Genomic DNA, 17736 nt, shown 5'->3' on the forward strand with positions numbered 1-17736 from the left:
GTATTGCGTTTTCGTAAATTTGGCTGACTTGTCATATTTAAGGGCACAGTGATAAAATCGCGCATCATTTGGCCATTTCATTGCCATCGTTTTACTTTTGAGCTAGAGAGCACGCACTTGTCTGAGACAGTAAAGACAACATCAAAAATCAGCCATTTAAAAAATCATTTGCTCACTAGTTTGTACCACAAATACAGCCAAGAAATTTGTGCTTTTTTAAAAAGTAAGTTTGGCGAGCCACCAGACTCTGAAGATATAGTACAAGCAACATTTGAGCGCTTTTCCCGGCTTGAGCATCAAGATAAAATCGAAAATCACCGTGCATTTTTGTATAAAATGGCGCAAAACTTGGTGTTAGATTTTAAGCGTTCAGAAAAAACACGACAGCGCTATATTGACGAACAAATCTCTGATCCTGATGTCAGTTTGGACGACAGAGAGCCTTCATTTGTTTTAAACAATAAGCAAAAACTGGCATTGATAGATAGAGCTTTAATGCAGCTTCCCGCGCAGCAGCGACAATTATTTCTGCTCAACAGAGTTCATCAAATGTCTTATGCCGAACTTGCCAGACGTTGCGAGATGTCGCAAACAGAAGTAAAGCGTCAGGTCGCTAAAGCAGTGCTTGTTTGCAGTAATGCGTTAAATCACCAGACAAAGGTAAGTGCTAATGACTAAACCTAATGATGTTTTCGGTACTATTGATACTGATTTAAATACAACATCTTCGAAGCAACTTATCGAACAACAGGCTACCAACTGGTTGCTCATTCAAGATGAATTGGATCTAGACCAAAAAGTGCAATTTGAACAGTGGCTGATCATAGACCCCGAGCATGAGCGTATTTATAGATGCCTAGAGGAAGCGCTTTCATTAGTAGAGCAAGTACCGGTGGCACAAAGCTTAGATCCTGAAATGCTGGTTGCGCAATTAAAAAATTCGTCAAAAGTAACCATCAGTACTGATAAGTCAGCAGCGAATAACCGCGTATATCGTTGGTTTGCTGTTGCGGCGAGTGTCATGTTGATATCTATGTTGGGTTGGTTTGGGTTAGAGCAACAAAAGGTGAGCCCTGTAATAGCACAGCAGATATATCAAACTGAAACAGCGCAAGTTGAAACCCATTCGTTAGCGGATGGCAGTGTAGTGACGCTTGGCCCTGATAGCAAGTTGTTGGTGTCTATGTCAAATCAAGCACGGTCATTGAAGTTACTTTCCGGTGAAGGGTATTTTGATGTTGTTAGTGATAAAGCTCGGCCCTTTATTGTCTCATCTGGCCAAGTGGCTATTACCGTAATAGGCACAGAGTTCAATGTGCGTTTCAATCCGAGCTCGATCCAAGTGGCGGTTGCACAGGGGAAAGTTGAAGTGGAGCTGCAAGACTGGCATGCCAAACTTCAAGCAGGAGAGGTCATTATTGCAGACAATAGCAGAGGGTTGAGTGAAGTTACGTCAATTGATCCGACGTTGATTGATGACTGGCTGCAAGGTCAGTTGATTTATCAAGATGCGCCTCTGGGGCATATTGTCGCTCAGCTAAATCGGTATTACGCTGGCCAGATCATTGTGGTTGGTGAAGATGTAGAACAGCTGAGAGTCACAGCCTCATTTTCAACTCAAGATATCCCGTCTGTGATACAAGATCTGGCTGCGATGTTGTCATTAGAATACACGCAGTCAGGGGACACATGGTTACTTACGAAGCCTGCCATGATTAAAACGAATTAATGTAAGAGTGTAATGCGAAATCTATTTTTATTGTTGAGTGGTCTGCAGTTAAGCACATTAGCAACTGCAAGTGAGCAAAGTATTCGTGTTGATATTGAGCCTCAGCCCCTAGTCCAAGCGTTATTTCACGTGGCTAAGCAAAGTGAGCAATCTATTTTTACTCAGCCCGCTTTACTGAAAGGCTACCAAACGGCACAAGTGAAAGGCCAATTTACACTTGATGAACTACTTCAAATATTGCTAAAAGATACTGGTCTTAAAGTTAAGCAAGCCAGTTCTGGCTACATTGTTTATCGGCCAAAACAGGCAGATGATACCAAAAGGAAAAAGCGTAAATCTGGGTCTAAAAATAATAGTGAGATCGAAAGAATAAGCGTATTAGGTCAAAAGGGAGCAAGCACTGAGGCGGTGTGGCTGAAGCACAACTATCAAGTGGGTCTTGTTGATTTAATTGCTGCGGATGATATTGGCGAGCTGCCGGATATTAATGTCGCCGATTCATATCGCCGCATTGTCGGTGTGCACACCATCAATGATTCAGATGAGGGCCAGCTAGTGACTGTTCGAGGTGTGCAATCAGGCATGAATTCCGTCACGCTAGATGGCATGGCCCTTGCCAGTGACAGACAGCATACTCGAGGCGTTAATTTAGAAACTATTCCGGCCTCTTCAGTGGGCCAGCTGTGGCTGTATAAAACGCCAGATGTGAGCTTTAATGGCAACTCTGTTGGGGCGGTGATGGATCTTAAGAGTTACAGTGCTTTTGATAAACGCTCCCCACACTTCAGGTTTGATGCTGAATTATCTCAGTATAGTTATCAAGATGTGCCCGATGACGACGACAAGTTGGGCTTAAATATACGTAGCCAATACAGCCGTGTTTTTGGGCAAGATTCACAGTTCGGTTTGGTTGCATTTGGTATGTATTCAGAAAAATCACGAGACCAAAGCAACCTCAGTAATCAATATCATGTCAATAAACAGGGGCAAGCGTTTATTAGTCGCTCCCGCCAATCGGCATATTCAAATGTCTGGGTACGTCAGGGCGGTTCAATCAAGCTTGAAGCGGTGCCAACAGAGCAAAGCTATGGGTTTTGGCATAGTTATTATTACCAACAAACAGAGAATGAGCCGCGTAATAGCTTTGCATTTGAGCAAGTGCCCAGAACGCCAGTAAAAGTAAGTCGAAATCAGGCAGAGATTGAACAGGCCGATTTGGTGCTGGATACCATCTACAGAGACACTACACGAAGACAGCTTGGCAGTCATATACATTTTAAAAATGAGCTTAGCTCACGTCAAAACCTCAGCTTTGATATTGCTTACAGTGAAGCTAGCTCAGATAGGCAAGATGAAGAAAGTGTGTGGCAAAGCGCAAGCAACCCAGAAGAATATCACTTGTTGGGGTATCAATATACGGGGTTTGACAGCGATAGGAGCTGGTCAGTAAACGATCCTCGTTTTGCACAGAGCCCGCATGCCATAAAGTTTGACGAATTTGAGTTACAACGCAGAGAAAATAACAACACCATATTAGACTCACGAGTATTGTATAGCTGGCATGCCGGTGGCAGCAGGTTGGGTTGGAGTGTTAAGTCTGGACTGCGCTATACACACAGCAAGGTGCGATCTAATAGAGATGTAAATCGATACGATGTCAAAAAAGATATCTCAATTGGCAAGCTTGTTGGTGAAAGCAGGTATTCGGTAGATGCTTTTGGACTTAATTTACCTTGGTTGTCTAATGAGTATGTAAGTAATTACTTTTATGGTAATTTCAACGATTTTCAGTTAAACAACAATGCCAGTGAGTTTGCAAGCTTGAGGCATGACTTTAATAGCGTCGATAAAGTCAGTGCTGCACATTTGGAGTTAATTAACCAATCTGATAAGTGGCGCTGGTCTATCGGTGCTCGTTACGAGTCATGGCAGCAAGAAACGCAAGGGCAAGATATTAATATGAATACCCGAAGCGTGATGCCCAATACACTTTCTCTGAAAGACTCACAGTGGTTGGGCGTATTACGCGGTCGCTATGATATCGCTGACAATTGGCGCATATTTGCCAGTGTTGGGCAAAGCGTTGCGAGACCAGATTATTTTGCCAGCAATAACCTAAACTCTGTGAATGAAAGGCGCGACTATACCGTTATTAAACGAAGCGATCCAAACTTAAAAACCAGCCTTGCAGAGAGTTGGGACTTATCAACTGAGTACTATTGGCGAGATGGCAATCTGGCCTCAATGGCGCTATTTAAAAAGTATATTGATGACACCGCAGTGGATACGCGCACAGTACTGGGTGAGCAAGATAACAAAGTGATACTTGAGCAAAAGTCTAACTATGGTCAATCTGAAGTCAATGGCGTTGAACTCAGTTTAACACTGCAGGATTGGTCTGCATGGTCAAAGCACTTAAGAGGTTTCGGGCTGGTGGCAAATGCGACGATTTTGTCTCATGAGGTTTGCTACGAAATACCCAATAAAGCGGTGTCTTGCTTAGACTACCAATTTGGTCAAGCTGATAAAACGGCGAACGTGATTGCACATTATCGATTTGGTGGCAGCAAAACCGAGATCCGTTTGGGCTATCATTACGCTGGTGAGTACTCACCTTACCAGCCATTACCGCTTACTGCTCAAACCCGAGAGGTGTGGCAAGCCTTTTCACAATGGGACATGCAGCTGCGCTATGACGTCAACAAAAACTGGGTGATGAAAGCCAAAGTACGCAATCTCACCAACGAAAAGCGTCGCAGTATGACAGGTGAACATCAACACATGTTGGCCAGTGAAATTGAATTTGGCCGCTCTGTTTGGTTTGGGTTCTCTTACCGAGGGTAATAGAGCTTATGAGTTATCAAAGCCCGATAGTTCGGGCTTTTTTAATTTCTAAGTTAATTATTTAATGTGGTGATTGATACACCATGACTTCCCATTGCTGATGCTGTGCACCTATATGATTACTGAGTGTAGGGTGGTTGATGTAAGTCCAAGCCACTTTGCCATCACCAATGTAGATCAGGTCATCTAGGCCACCCCAACCATAATCTGTGAATGATAATGTTTCAGTGAGTTTGTCACCTTGCTCATTAATTTCAACCAAGTGATATGTTTTTGGTATGAGCGCGCGGTCGGAGCCAAGCGGCTGCAAGCTTTGGTTGTCATCAACGCATTGGAACTTGGCATAGCCCAGTAAAAATCGACCATTATGCAGGTTGACCAATTGCGGATTTGAGTATTGGCAATTATTATCGACCACTAGCCAACGTGTGGAACTGGTTTGATCTTCTCTAGGTGTATTCCTGCTGCCACCAATTGGAATGCCAAATAAGCCAATTCTTGTGGCGCTGGTGCTGTCCATGTGTTTTTCGCCCATTAAGTTTTGTGTCGGAACAAGTGGGTAGTGCTCAATTTTGATTTCATTGTGGCGTAGCGCAGATAAGTAATCTAACTCACAGTTTGAGAATATCCCTTTTTTTAAACAGTTGGTACGGTAAACATCTTCTTTTGGTGTGATATTTAAATGTGCTATGAAGTTTCTAAGGTCTGATTCAGCCACTTTCTTTGGGGCTACAGCAACAGACAGGCCGTAATTGTCACGAACAGGCACAAAGTTATGTATACCGCCTCGAGTAAAAGATGCGTTGTTTGCAGGAACAGTAAATAGATATGTGCCAGGACCTCGGTTAGAGTTTGCTTCAGATTTTATGGCGAGCAACCCGTGTGCACGTTTTGGAGATTTTTTATGGGGTTTGACAGCTTTTGAGAACTCTTTATCGGTCATATCTGTCGTACACACCGCACCAAACTGGTCGTTGTTGGGGTCATAATAGCCACGAATATGTAGTACATGTCCTTTGCCGCAGTTCCACTCCCAGCCACGTTCATTATAGTCGATCTTGAGAGTCGTTCCTTCGCGCTGTAACACGATAAGCTGCGCTGACTTATGTTTGGTACCATTAATATGGTTAAACACCGCAGCTACATTGGCGATGGCATAGCTTTGGTCCTTTTCTGAATAGTTTAATGACACGTTTCCTAGGTGTTGAGACTTCATTTTCGTCGCTACATAGGCATCGTACTCGTGGTTAAGGGGCTCGTTGTGCCATTCCAGTAGCCAGGCCTCGGTGTTTTCATTTTTCGCCATCGCTTCGACACACGTTAGAAATTGCGCTTTTTGCTCATTATTCGGCAAAGCGTTTAGTAAGTATTGCCATCTATCTTGTTGTTTAAACGCATTGCCTTGTACGACACTAGAGAAGGATTTGAGCTTTTTTCGATTTGCCCCATATTGATTAACCAAGGTGTCGATATAAGGTGTAACAGACAGGGTATTATATGGGTTATTGTCCAAACACTGAGAAACATAATAGCGGTTGCTGGCTATCAGTGAGGACAGTGTCATGGGGGATTTTCGTGATTTTCGAATACTTAAATCATGCATTGCTCTGTCAATGGTGGCGTGATTATCGGCGTGTTTATTGACAAAATTTCCTTTTGTTTGAGCTGGTAAATCAATCACATGCTCATCCCGCTCAGATGCGCCATGCGGCTTTTCACACACCACGGCAATGCGCTTGCAGTCCTTACTCACGCTAATGCCATGGCTTGCAATGCACTCATTGAGCACACGTTGGTTTTCTGTGTTTTCAAAGATGCCGCTTTGTGGGTTGAATTTGAGCTCGTAGACCGCGCCAAATCTGGGTGATTGTGTATCACCGCTGATTGATTGAACGGTTGTAGATACAAACATACTGGGCGAATCTGTATGGGTATTGCAGCTGGCGATATAGTTGCGGTGGGGGATTTGTACTTGCTGCTGTTTTATCTCTTGCGCGGTTCGGCCAATATAGTGGGCAACGGCAGGTCTCTCTTTGGCGTTGAACATATTATCTGGCAGTGAAACCATCGCACTACTCACCCTACCAGTAGCGTCGTTTGTCGTTGCGTGGCAGGCCAGTGAGGTGAAAAGTGCAGTGACTAATAAGGATGACTTAAACTCTGTTCTAAACATCAGACATTCCCTCTTTATAATTAAAACTCATTGCTTGGATACCTGTTTTGATGCGTGTAAAACAGGCGATGACAGCCTGAGTATACTGACGAGTAAGAAGGAAAAAATGGCTCGCAGTAATGTTGCATACAATCTGCATAATTGACGCAGATTTCTGCACATTTTGCAGGTTTTTTAGTGATTTTATATGAGGTTATTTGCTTATGTTTGGAAGAACAGATGTGCGTTTGGCTGAGTATAGAAATAAAAAAGCCCCGCATGAGCAGGGCTAAATAGTGATTTTTTAACTCGTATTAATCTTTGGACTCGATAAAACTAATTTCTCCAAGATAGTTTTGCAGCATCATTGATATGTCTTCTGAATATATAAAGGTGCTTTTTTCTCGCCTTTCAATGATGATATCCGACTGCAACAAACCGAGTTCAGACAAATCAATACGATCATGTTTACCAAAGTCTTCTATGACATCATTGCCCAGACTCATCACGAATATATCGCGGCCAGAGCCACCAATGAGAATATCATTGTTTGCGCCACCATTGAGTGTATCAGCGCCTTTGTCACCTACTAATATGTCTTGACCATCATGGCCGTATAGCTTGTCTGAGCCTTGGCCGCCGGCGATGAAGTTTTCTAAGTGGTTACCATGAAGTTCATCCACAAATGGAGTTCCCATTAGGTTCTCTACTCGGTCAGAAATTTGTGATAGTTTGACTGTCTGTCCGGCAGCTAAAGACTCCAGAGTTATTGTATCTATGCCTGTACTTCCGTAATAAAAGTCATTTCCTAAGCTGGCGATAAAGAGGTCGTTCCCCATACCACCATATAAGTTGTCATCACTTTGCCCACCACGGATCACATCGTCGCCTTTACCACCTTTGAGGGTATTATTAAGTGCTCCTCCAATAAGGACATCATCTCCTGAACCTGATAAGAAAGTAACGAGTCCACCTTGTCCAGTAAATACTTGATTTATTGTAATATTACTTGCATCAACAGTGAAGTGTTCGGGTATTAAGTTTACGTCTTTAGTTTCAATAGTTTGATCATGATTTAAAGTTGGTAAAACTTGTCGCCAATGCAGGCTCTCAATGTTACTTATTTCCATCACTTGTAGCGCATCAGATTTGACTTTTATCTGGCCATTTTGCAGTTGGTTAGCTTGAGTTGTACGCATTAATTGACTAATTTTTATCTCAAGGGCATCTTCACCGAGGCCGCCATTGACGATTTCAATTTTGTCACCTCGTGTGGCGTCTAGTCGCAGAATATCGTTTCCATCACCACCGTCTAAGGTATCTAAACCGTTACCTGCTTCAATCAAGTCGTTACCAAAACCGCCCTCTAATACATCATTTTTATTGGTACCAACTAAAAGGTCGTCCTCGGTGCCACCAAATCCGTTTTTAACCCAAATGAGTTTATCCTTGCCGCTGCCACCATAAGCTTTATTCACACGGCTTATAAAATCGCCTCCTTCACCACCAAACCCTGCTATTTCACCATAAATTGATTTACCGATGATGATGTCATCGCCCTTTTCTCCATACATACCACCACTGTTGAAGTTAGTGATAAGGTCATCACCATCTCCTGCAAAGGTATTACCTTTCGCATTGGATGCCATATACAAAAAGTCATCACCGCCACCACTTCTTACATTACGAAACTTGATATACGCGTCTGAAGAGTCAGTCGGCATATTAATACTGTGCTTAGAACCCGCAATATACACAAGGTGATAATACTTGTTTGGACTATCATAATGATGCATATGGTCTTTAGATGAGTCATATGTATGCTGTTGTAATTGCGCTGTATCGCCATACTGTTGGTAATACTCTGGTCGTTTTTGTTTTTTGGTTTGTTGAGGTTGTGAGCTTGAAGAATTATTACAGTAACCCGTATAGTTGCATGTTAGGCCAACTCCTACATCTTCATGCATATCAATATATTCCTTTGCGAAATCAATAGGGTTATTTGTGAGCTTATAACTTAACTCTGAAAATGAGTAAGCAGTCCCCAAAATAGCTTGATTGGGCACATCGATTAACTCGTCTACCCATTCATACTTACCCATATCTACATCTTGACCAAAAAATGCTTTACTCGGTGCTTGGGTTGCAAACTGCTTATTTGGAAAATAAGCAGCAGCATTGTCTTGGCCTGCGACTCGCAGGACGCCACCGATCACACGACCGGCGTAGTCTAATGCATAATATGTCAGATAAGTGCCCGGCGTGGATACAATAAAACTGCCTTTAAGCGCTGGGAAGAATGTACCCATATATCCTTGCATTGTAGTGAGGGCATACATAGTGCCTGAGAAAATATAAGAATTGTCATCGCTGATGTTTTCAGTTTGCATAGACTGGGAAACTGGTAATAAGTGCAATTGTTCTGGGAGCTCAATGTCATAAAAATGCTGAAATTGTTGCTCTACTTCACTGAGTGTATCAAGCTCAACGGTGTCATCAATATGTGTATTTGCCAAACTTTGTTGAGTTGATAAGCTCAATAGCAATGCTAAACGGATTTTGCTTAACTTCATAATTTTTTCCTGTGTGAATGAAGAATTTACCCATAAGACGGCTAAGTCTCTTCGTTCGTCCAAGTTTTTGGTTTACTCAGATAGCAAATTGATGTTCAAACTCATTATGAGTATGAACTTAATCGTTTTCTCTTAATTTATAGGACTCATTTATAAAACTTTCGCTCAAGTTTATGACATGGTTCATTAGAGGTTTTTTCCCATATTTAGCCGTGTTTGTTGAGTGCGATTGTATAGAGGGCTGAGAACGATGGGGGATTATGGCACCTACAGCACGATCTGAACCCAGCGGGTAGTGTTGGAATTGAGCGTATTTACCCACTGCTTGATATGCATGCGTAGGAGATTGCGCAAAGCACGGTATAAACAGACAGATGAAAGTACTGAAGTGTGTGACATAACTGCACGTCAAAAACATAATAAGTTCCATTCTTATCATTTATTTATACTGTGACGTGCAAGTCAATGTAATCGTCCAAGCCTTTTGAACTTAACGAATATTTTACTGCGAGGCTTCATCTCGCACTTTACTGGGAGTCTTATTAAAAAAGCGCTTAAACGCCTGCCTAAAGTATTCTTGATTATCAAAACCAACTGACTCTGCGATTTGCGAGACGCTTTGTGGCGTATTGAGCAGCAGCCACCGCGCCTGTTTCATTTTTAATTGATGTAAATACTGCGAGGCAGAGCATTGAAATTGCTTCTCCATTTTTCTATCAAGCTGTCGGCGGCTGATCCCTGTACGATTAGCAATTTCTTCGATAGTTTGTCTGTGCGCAATAGACTCAAAGATATAGGTCAGAGCTTTGTTTAGTAGAGGGTCATTGACATTGGGGATATCAGCAAAATTTGGCTCTAACTGATTACGCCTGGGTTGCTCAATGATCATGTCAGCCAGCCCTTTGTTAGCCTGTGGTTTGCCAAGGTACGTTGAGATTAACTCTATCGCGAGCTCAACGGTTGCAGTGCCCCCAACACAGGTTGTGATCCTATTTTGCGTTTCGAATAGTAAATCTTTGGCGAGGTTGAGACGAGGAAACATAGTTAAAAACTGCTGGTGATGTCGCCAATGTACAGTCACTTTCTGGTTACTTAACATTCCTGACTGTGCAAACGAAAACACCGCATTGTCAATTGATACCAAGTGCGCGCCTAAAGCATATGCTTTTTTTATTAACGGTTTTAGTGTTTGTGCTTTTTCAATCGCAGATGAAATATTTCTCCCACCAAAAACAACAACGAAATCAGATTGATAGAAGGGGGTTAAATTATGTTCGTTAGATAAGCTCATGATTTTATGCATGCTGCCACAGCTGGAGGCAACAAGATCTTTATCTAAAGCATAGGATGTCCAACTACAATATTTCTGAGAGCTAAAATCGGCTTCATCGGAGGAAAAGCGCAACTTATCTAAAAAGCTAGCATAAGGCAGCAAAGAAAACTCCGGTAGGAGTAATAATGAAAAATGAGGTCTTTTTTTCACACGACATGACCAGAAATCATTAAAAAAAGTCCAGATAACATAGCACTTTTTTCCTCCCTTCTCCATAAAATGTCCCTCGATTAGGGAGGTTTTTATGGTTCTAAGTGATTGGTTTATTTTGGTATTAGCATGCAGTGCTATGTCTTTTAGTCCAGGTCCAAATGCCATGTTAGCCCTGACTACCTCAATAAAGTCAGGGCACAGTAAGGGGCTGCAATTAGTTTTAGGCGGTGCGCTTGGCTTCGCTGTACTGATTTTATGTGCATTGTTTGGACTGAACTCTATGGTTGTGGCATCCGAGCAATTAATAGACTGGTTTAAGGTCATAGGTAGCGGCTATTTGTTGTATTTAGCAACGAGTACTTGGATAAATAGCTCGAAAGGTTTGGTTGAAGCTAGCAGTGAAGTGCGCTCAGGCTATTTTTTCAAAGGTTTTTTGCTGGCGTTATCTAACCCCAAAATAATTTTGTTCTGGATTGCGTTTATTCCAACGATTGTTGATGTCAGCACGATAGATTTTTCGTTTGTTTTAATTTTACTACTTACTTTTTTAGTGATTGAAGTCTTTGCCGAGGGTGGACTGGTTCTACTTGGGGCGAAGGCACAAAAAATACTGCAAAAGCATGTCACCCGTATTGAGAGGGTAAGTGCCATTATTTTAGCTGGGTTTGCGGTTTTAATTTTATCTGCCAGCCAGTAGCAGATGTTTTACATAACCATTCATATAAATATATTAATAATTAATGACAAAGAGGCGTAGAAGGAGCTTTTATGAACTTTGATAGACAACTTATCTCAGGGCAACAAGGTTTATTAGAAAAGGGCATACTCGAATTAAGTCGGCAAGACGCTGAACTTGCACGGTTACTTGATGATGAGGTTGTCAGGCAGCACAATACATTATCATTAGTGGCATCTTGCTGCACTGTAGACCCTAGAACGCTGGCCGCATCAGCATCTGCTTTGGTGAATGTGACAGCTGAAGGCGGACCGGGTAAACGTTATCATGCTGGGTGTTTAAATGTTGATAAAGTTGAGTCATTGGCCATTGAACGTGCAAAGTCACTGTTTGGAGCGCAATATGCGAATGTTCAATCACACTCAGCATCTAATGCAAATTACCAAGTGTTTTCAGCATTGCTTAAGCCCGGTGATACTTTTTTAGGGATGTCTCTAGATCATGGTGGACATTTAACGCATGGCAGCCCAGTGACCGTCTCTGGCACTTTTTATAAAGCAATTGGCTATGGGACGACAGATGAGGGTTTGATAGATTACGAGGAAGTTCGCCGACTAGCACATGAGCATCACCCAAAACTGATTGTTTGTGGCGCAACAGCCTACTCAAGGGTGGTTGATTTCGCTCGTTTTAGAGAGATAGCGGATGAGGTCGGTGCTATTTTAATGGCTGATATTTCTCATATTGCGGGGTTAGTAGCCACTGGGTTGCACCCAAGCCCTGTTGATCATGCCCATATAACGACAACTTGTACGCACAAACAGCTAGCAGGCCCTAGAGGTGGGCTAATATTGTCTGGTCGAGATGCAAATGACACCGTACCTGGCTTCAACTTGCCATTTTCTCGTATTCTAGATCGTGCTGTGTTTCCTATGATGCAGGGCGCCCCCGCGGTGAACATTATTGCTGCAAAAGCCGCTGCATTTGGTTACGCTCAAAAGCCTGAATTTAAACAATATATTACTCGGATCCGCCATGCTGCTGATACCATTGCAGATGCGTTTAATGCTCATGGGTATGAAGTGATTGGCGGTCAAACAAATAATCATACAGTGCTAATCAAGCTCAGAGGAGAGCTCACAGGTACAATCGCTGAAGAGGCGCTGGAAGAGTGTGGGATCACGGTGAATAAAAACAGGATCCCAGGTGAGACCCGCTCTTCATTTGTTACCAGTGGACTGAGAATTGGCACCGGTGCACTTGCGCAGCGACATATGGATGAAATTGGCTGTAAAAAGGTGGTCGAGTTGGTGTGTCGTATTTTAGATGTCGTGCAAATTCTCAGCGAGAAGGAGTACCGTTTGAATTCAGAACTCAGAGATGGGTTTATCAATGAAGTACAAAGTGTGTGTCGTGACTACCCTATTTTAAGTTATACCCAGTAGCTACATAAAAGACCAAGCGCTCTGATATGACAGAGCGCTTTATTAATTTTTACTGACTGACCAATCTAGTGTTCATTTGGCTGCGCTACCGACATCTAATTTATCAAACCATTCCAAAAACTCTTGTACTTGCTCGCCTTTGTAGAGCTTGCCATGATTGGGTGCAAGTATATTAATGTCAAGCTCTTTAACTCTGGCGATCCAGTTTGCTTTAGCTTGGTTAGACGGCATCCAGCGTTTGTGAAATTGTTCGATATGTTTCACATGAAGTGAAAAATCTTCCACGAATTTAGTATCGTTCGGTGCTTTGATTGCTGAACCAACATTAGCACTCATTAAAACTTTAGCTGTGGGATCATATAGGTGAAAATTGCCAGCAGCGTGCAAGTAGTGTGCGGGAAGTATGCGTAAGCGCACGCCACCCAATTGAATTTCCCCACCCTCATCACTGACGCCTTCAAAATGAAGATTGTCTAAATCAAAGTGGCTGATAAAGCGATCCCACAAAGAGGGCGCGTATAGTGTGGCGTTTGCGATGGCTTTATCCCATAAACTTAAGGTTGCGATAATGTCAGGATCTTGATGGGATGCAAATAAGGTTGTCAATTTATCGAGTTCAGTATGTTGTAAAACAGCCGCTAACATGGGAGAGAATAGCTCAATCCCACCAGGGTCTATTAATAGTGATTCATATTCATTGTGAATGAAGTATTGATTAACCGCGCTGTGTGCGTCGCTTTTTGAGCCACTGCATTCAAGCATCATCCAACTGTGTGTTTTTCCTTTGTATAATTCAGCTAGCTTCACTTTAAAACTCCCCTTAGAGTATGGATTTCACTTAAGTTGTATACAACAGCGGTTTTGATTGTTTTGGCTGCACTTGCAATAAAATCAGATACAGATTGCAAACTGTCACTAAAGTCTCCAGCATTGGTGGCCTCAACTCTACTGGTAACGGCAATATATTCAGCGCTTTGCATTTGTTTTTGAATGTCTTCGAAGTGATTTTCAAGTTCGCTTAGAGCAAGGGATAGTTGTGACGCCGCGCGACGTTGAGATTTAAGCGCTTCCTGATACAAGGCATCTGCCTGTCTAGAGTTTATTTGTGTTTTGAGTAGTGTCATTTGATGATAATACTGACTACAGCGTACTAATTTATGTGCGAATTTAAACAGCTGATTAGATAAGTCCGCAATTTTAGTCGTTGAAGCTATGGTTTGTTCTGAGAACTCATCGATAAAATTAGTAATAGGTTTAAAACCAAGTGCTGCATCCCCAGCTCTTAGCGCTACGACTCGTGCATTTTTAGCGGTGAGAGAAAGGTTTTTCGCTTGGGTTAATATGGACTCCAAATTCGCGATTATTTGTGCTACTCGCACGAAGTTTTCAACCACTTTTACATCATCGCCTATGCTCATCATTGCCTGATCTCGATAACCTCGCCCTTATTAGATTTAGGACAAAAGTGGGCTAAATTCCAGAAATATAAATAATCAATTAATTGCAGTGACTGTTAAAGTTGGCCATCAGAGTCTACGCTTAATCAATACTAAGGATATTTTTATAACTTCTTTGATTTTGCGCGAATGCATATGAATCGACTCACACAAAAACTGTTACTCAGTATCTTTTTCCTGCTCGTTGGCCTCTCATTTGGTGTTCAGATAAGTCAGTTTATAGAAAATTGGATTTTTACTGAGGTAGGTCAGTATGGTAACGAATCTCTAATTGAACTTTTTAACTACTTTTCTCTAGGCATCATTGGCTTTGTGATGGCCATTGTTTTAGGCGGAGGCGTGATTTATTTCGCGCGAAAAAAGCAGCAAGAAATTGGGTTTGGGGAACATGGCGAGTTGTATTATGAGGTGTTTAGAGAGTGCTTAACGGCACAGTTTCTGGTTTGTGAAAATGGCACCTTATATGCTGTTAGCCAAGGGCTATGCAAACAGCTTCGTACTTCGGAAGAGACGTTGGTTGAGTTAGGGTTAAAGGGGCTCATTGACGAGTCTAGCTTTGAGCAATTTATACGTTGGCAAAAAGAGGGGGATGACTTTGCCCAATTGACCTTTAGACCTCTCAATGCAACACAGGGTCAAGATGAGTTTATCGTTTCAATCAATCATACCAATTTACAAGGGGTGTTTCTTGGCCAGTTGGTTGATGTCGCTAAGCAAAGCGAGTTACAAAAACAGCATGAGTTACTGGCAATCACGTTAAGCTCTGTCGGCGATGGGGTTATTTGCACAGATGTAGATAACAAGATTACCTTTATGAACCCTGTTGCTGAAGCTGTTTTGGCCCTGTTGAGCGATGAAGTCAAAGGGAAAGCATTTCAAGAAGTCATGCCACTATTTCATGAAGACAGCAAAGAGCCCATTAATGACCCAATGCAGCAATCGATGCAAGAGCTTCAAACTATTTGCTTGAGTGAACTGATTTGCTTTAGAAATCATCTTAGCCTCGACTTTGCGATAGAGGTGTGTTGCTCACCTATTTTCATTCGCGGCGATAAAATTGCTGGCGCTGTGTTGGTGTTTCAGGATGTCACGGAATCGCGCCTGATGCGAAAGAGAATGAATCACTTGGCCCATCATGATGCATTAACTGGTTTGCCAAATAGGTTACTTTTGCAAGACAGATTGGTTCAGTCATGTAAAAGAGCTAAGCGTCACAAGCATCAGTTTGCGCTGATATTTTTAGATTTAAACAAATTCAAGGCAATTAACGACTCCCTTGGCCATGACAGTGGCGACGAATTATTGAAGCAGGTGGCCAAGCGTCTAACCGCAAGTATCAGAGCATGTGATACGGTTTCACGTATTGGCGGTGATGAGTTTGTACTACTGATTGACAGCATGGACGACAGAAAGCATGTTCGGCATGTGGTGGAAAAAATATTTCACGCTTCAAGTGGTGATTATGATTTGAGAGCGACTCAGGTGAATGTGTCATTTAGTGCGGGCGTCGCCTTGTACCCTGAAGATGGTGAAAACGCCGACATATTAATGAAAAGTGCAGATACAGCGATGTATAGAGCTAAAAAAGTGGGGCATTCTAATTACCAATTCTATTGCGCTGAGCTAGATAAAGAAGCTGAGCTATATCTTGAGAAAGAAACTGCCATGATAAAGGCACTTAGAGAAAAAGCGTTTTTACCTTACTTTCAGCCTATATTGAATGCGCAGACGTTGGTTATTGAAAAGATAGAAGTGCTCGCACGCTGGCAACATCAAGATGAACTTATCGCGGCTGAACAATTTGTTGATGTAGCCGAGAGTGCGGGGATCAATGGTCATTTAAGTATGTATGTCTTTGAGTTGGCTATGCCACATTTTGTAGAGTGGTTAAAAGACTATCCTAATTTACAATTGTGTTTAAACTTATCGATAAAGCATTTGTTAAATGGCATGTTTACTGAGCAGCTGATGGCACTGTTGGACACATATCAGTTAAGCCCACACCAGTTTGAATTAGAAATCGCAGAACGTCCGTTACTAGAGCGCGCGGATGAACTTAAGTCAACGCTCAATGCGTTAAGCAGCTTGGGCTTTAGTTTGGCTATCGACGATTTTGGTCTTGGCCACACCAATCCTTCTTTGCTCAAAGAATTGCATTTTGATTCGATAAAAATAGATCCTAGCTTTATTAATGAAATCGGTGGTGCCGAGCATCAAGATGATCTGGCTTTGGTGATGATTAATATTGCTAAAAGCCTTGGTGTTAACTGTATTGCTGAAGGCGTGGAATGTGATGTACAGGCAACGACACTTACTTCCCATGGATGCGATCAACTACAGGGACATTTATTTTCAGTGCCAGTATCCAGTGCTCAGGTCGGAGATTTGTTGGGCCAGCCTATGATGATTAAATAAGTGAGTTACCGCATTATTTACTTTTCGAACTCGATGCATTCAAAATACACAGTAATTGTTAATATTCGCTTTTTTGGCATTGATGGTGCTAGTTTACAATAATGGCAAAACTGGACCTTTTGGATAAGTTGTTTTTGTTGTAATTATTGCAACTTTAACTTTTGGATAGGGCAATTATACCTGCGGCTGCATAGAGCTATATTGTCCTATATTTAAAGTATTGGAAAAACAAATTCATGCGTAAATACATGCACTTTAAATGCTGTTTTTATGCAGAAATATCAATAAAAATCAATTAGCCGTAATATGCATTAAAGCCTTATTTTTACTGGGGCTGCAGCGGTGTCTCTAATTGTTCACAATGCTTATGTGATTATGTCATGAAGCATTCATAAATATGTTTAAAAATTAGTTGACTTAGAGGGGCATCCCTATAAGATGAACATAGACAGAATTTCGGTCAGTGTTTATAAATCTCCATTACGTTGTTGTATAAGTGTTAGCTTGTAGTAGTACCGTCCTGAAGTTTTATCACCGGCAAAATTTAGGTCTATGCGCCCACAAGGGCATAGGTTTGCCAGTTTATAAAGATGGATTCTCTTTAAGCAGTGTAGAATTTGCTTTTAAGGATTGGCATTTATATTTTTTATCAGGATTTATTATTATGTCTAATACTTTAACAGGTACAGTAAAGTGGTTTAACGAGTCAAAAGGCTTTGGTTTTATCGCTCAGGAAAATGGCCCAGACGTTTTTGCACACTTCAGTGCAATCAAAGGCGACGGTTTCCGTACTCTAGCTGAAGGCGAGCGTGTAGAATTTAAACTTACTACAGGCCAAAAAGGTCCTCAAGCTGAGGAAATCGTTAAGCTGTAACTGTCACAGTTGATACGAATTTTAAAAGGCAAGCTTAGCTTGCCTTTTTTGTTGCCTACAACTCGCTGCTTTTAAACTGTTCTCT

At 41.9% G+C, this 17736-nt stretch carries 12 protein-coding genes; 7 read left to right on the forward strand and 5 right to left on the reverse strand.

The genetic code is table 11. The features are described 5' to 3' along the window. Positions 1 to 117: 117 nt before the first annotated feature. From L1077_RS07050 to L1077_RS07060, 3 genes are read left to right on the forward strand one after another with little or no spacing between them, the layout of a single operon-like run. Positions 118 to 678 (forward strand): RNA polymerase sigma factor, encoded by a 561-nt coding sequence (locus L1077_RS07050; RefSeq protein ID WP_237136187.1) that lies wholly within the window; start codon positions 118 to 120, stop codon positions 676 to 678. Continuing rightward, positions 671 to 1729 (forward strand): FecR family protein, encoded by a 1059-nt coding sequence (locus tag L1077_RS07055; protein WP_237136188.1) that lies wholly within the window; start codon positions 671 to 673, stop codon positions 1727 to 1729. The genes L1077_RS07050 and L1077_RS07055 overlap by 8 nt, the downstream gene beginning before the upstream one ends. Before the next feature lie 12 nt (positions 1730 to 1741). Continuing rightward, positions 1742 to 4573, forward strand: a complete 2832-nt coding sequence (locus L1077_RS07060) for a TonB-dependent receptor (RefSeq protein ID WP_237136189.1) — start codon at positions 1742 to 1744, stop codon at positions 4571 to 4573. Between the two features lie 61 nt (positions 4574 to 4634). Here the strand turns inward: L1077_RS07060 and L1077_RS07065 are convergent, their stop codons facing one another. From L1077_RS07065 to L1077_RS27560, 3 genes are all read right to left on the reverse strand, one after another. Beyond that, positions 4635 to 6746: a hypothetical protein gene (locus tag L1077_RS07065; protein WP_237136190.1), complete on the reverse strand. Its 2112-nt coding sequence runs from the start codon at positions 6744 to 6746 to the stop codon at positions 4635 to 4637. A 293-nt stretch (positions 6747 to 7039) separates the two neighbouring features. Next, complete coding sequence (locus L1077_RS07070) at positions 7040 to 9298, reverse strand: calcium-binding protein (protein ID WP_237136191.1); 2259 nt, start codon at positions 9296 to 9298, stop codon at positions 7040 to 7042. Between the two features lie 502 nt (positions 9299 to 9800). Further along, positions 9801 to 10781 carry a GlxA family transcriptional regulator gene (locus L1077_RS27560; protein WP_237136192.1) on the reverse strand — a complete coding sequence of 327 codons (981 nt, stop codon included), beginning with the start codon at positions 10779 to 10781 and terminating at the stop codon, positions 9801 to 9803. A gap of 94 nt (positions 10782 to 10875) precedes the next feature. On the opposite strand from L1077_RS27560, the gene L1077_RS07080 reads away from it, so the two are divergent. Together L1077_RS07080 and glyA are read left to right on the forward strand one after the other, a co-directional pair. After that, positions 10876 to 11481, forward strand: a complete 606-nt coding sequence (locus L1077_RS07080) for a LysE family translocator (protein WP_237136193.1) — start codon at positions 10876 to 10878, stop codon at positions 11479 to 11481. A 71-nt stretch (positions 11482 to 11552) separates the two neighbouring features. Next, entirely contained in the window at positions 11553 to 12905 is a 1353-nt protein-coding gene (gene glyA / locus L1077_RS07085) for a serine hydroxymethyltransferase (protein WP_237136194.1), read from the forward strand. Between the two features lie 72 nt (positions 12906 to 12977). On the opposite strand, the gene L1077_RS07090 is transcribed toward glyA, so the two are convergent. After that, positions 12978 to 13712: an MBL fold metallo-hydrolase gene (locus L1077_RS07090; RefSeq protein ID WP_237136195.1), complete on the reverse strand. Its 735-nt coding sequence runs from the start codon at positions 13710 to 13712 to the stop codon at positions 12978 to 12980. Next, on the reverse strand, positions 13709 to 14326 hold the full coding sequence (locus L1077_RS07095; RefSeq protein ID WP_237136196.1) for a chemotaxis protein: 618 nt from the start codon (positions 14324 to 14326) through the stop codon (positions 13709 to 13711). Before L1077_RS07095 ends, L1077_RS07090 begins: the two co-directional genes overlap by 4 nt. A gap of 171 nt (positions 14327 to 14497) precedes the next feature. Between L1077_RS07095 and L1077_RS07100 the strand changes: the two genes are divergently transcribed. Next, the gene (locus L1077_RS07100) at positions 14498 to 16777 is read left to right on the forward strand and encodes an EAL domain-containing protein (RefSeq protein WP_237136197.1); all 2280 of its coding nucleotides are present in this window, start codon (positions 14498 to 14500) and stop codon (positions 16775 to 16777) included. A 664-nt stretch (positions 16778 to 17441) separates the two neighbouring features. Continuing rightward, positions 17442 to 17651: a cold-shock protein gene (locus tag L1077_RS07105; protein ID WP_023398377.1), complete on the forward strand. Its 210-nt coding sequence runs from the start codon at positions 17442 to 17444 to the stop codon at positions 17649 to 17651. Positions 17652 to 17736: the final 85 nt, after the last annotated feature.

Origin of the sequence: Pseudoalteromonas luteoviolacea, from assembly GCF_021654285.1 — a bacterium.
GTDB classification, from domain to species: Bacteria; Pseudomonadota; Gammaproteobacteria; order Enterobacterales; family Alteromonadaceae; genus Pseudoalteromonas; species Pseudoalteromonas luteoviolacea_J.

Bases quoted from the DNA above. Each gene is read 5' to 3' on its own strand.
- L1077_RS07065 (WP_237136190.1), bottom strand. From the start codon at position 6,746: ATGTTTAGAACAGAGTTTAAGTCATCCTTATTAGTCACTGCACTTTTC.
- L1077_RS07060 (WP_237136189.1), top strand. From the start codon at position 1,742: ATGCGAAATCTATTTTTATTGTTGAGTGGTCTGCAGTTAAGCACATTA.
- L1077_RS07080 (WP_237136193.1), top strand. From the start codon at position 10,876: ATGGTTCTAAGTGATTGGTTTATTTTGGTATTAGCATGCAGTGCTATG.
- L1077_RS07100 (WP_237136197.1), top strand. From the start codon at position 14,498: ATGAATCGACTCACACAAAAACTGTTACTCAGTATCTTTTTCCTGCTC.
- glyA (WP_237136194.1), top strand. From the start codon at position 11,553: ATGAACTTTGATAGACAACTTATCTCAGGGCAACAAGGTTTATTAGAA.
- L1077_RS07055 (WP_237136188.1), top strand. From the start codon at position 671: ATGACTAAACCTAATGATGTTTTCGGTACTATTGATACTGATTTAAAT.
- L1077_RS07105 (WP_023398377.1), top strand. From the start codon at position 17,442: ATGTCTAATACTTTAACAGGTACAGTAAAGTGGTTTAACGAGTCAAAA.
- L1077_RS07070 (WP_237136191.1), bottom strand. From the start codon at position 9,298: ATGAAGTTAAGCAAAATCCGTTTAGCATTGCTATTGAGCTTATCAACT.
- L1077_RS07095 (WP_237136196.1), bottom strand. From the start codon at position 14,326: ATGATGAGCATAGGCGATGATGTAAAAGTGGTTGAAAACTTCGTGCGA.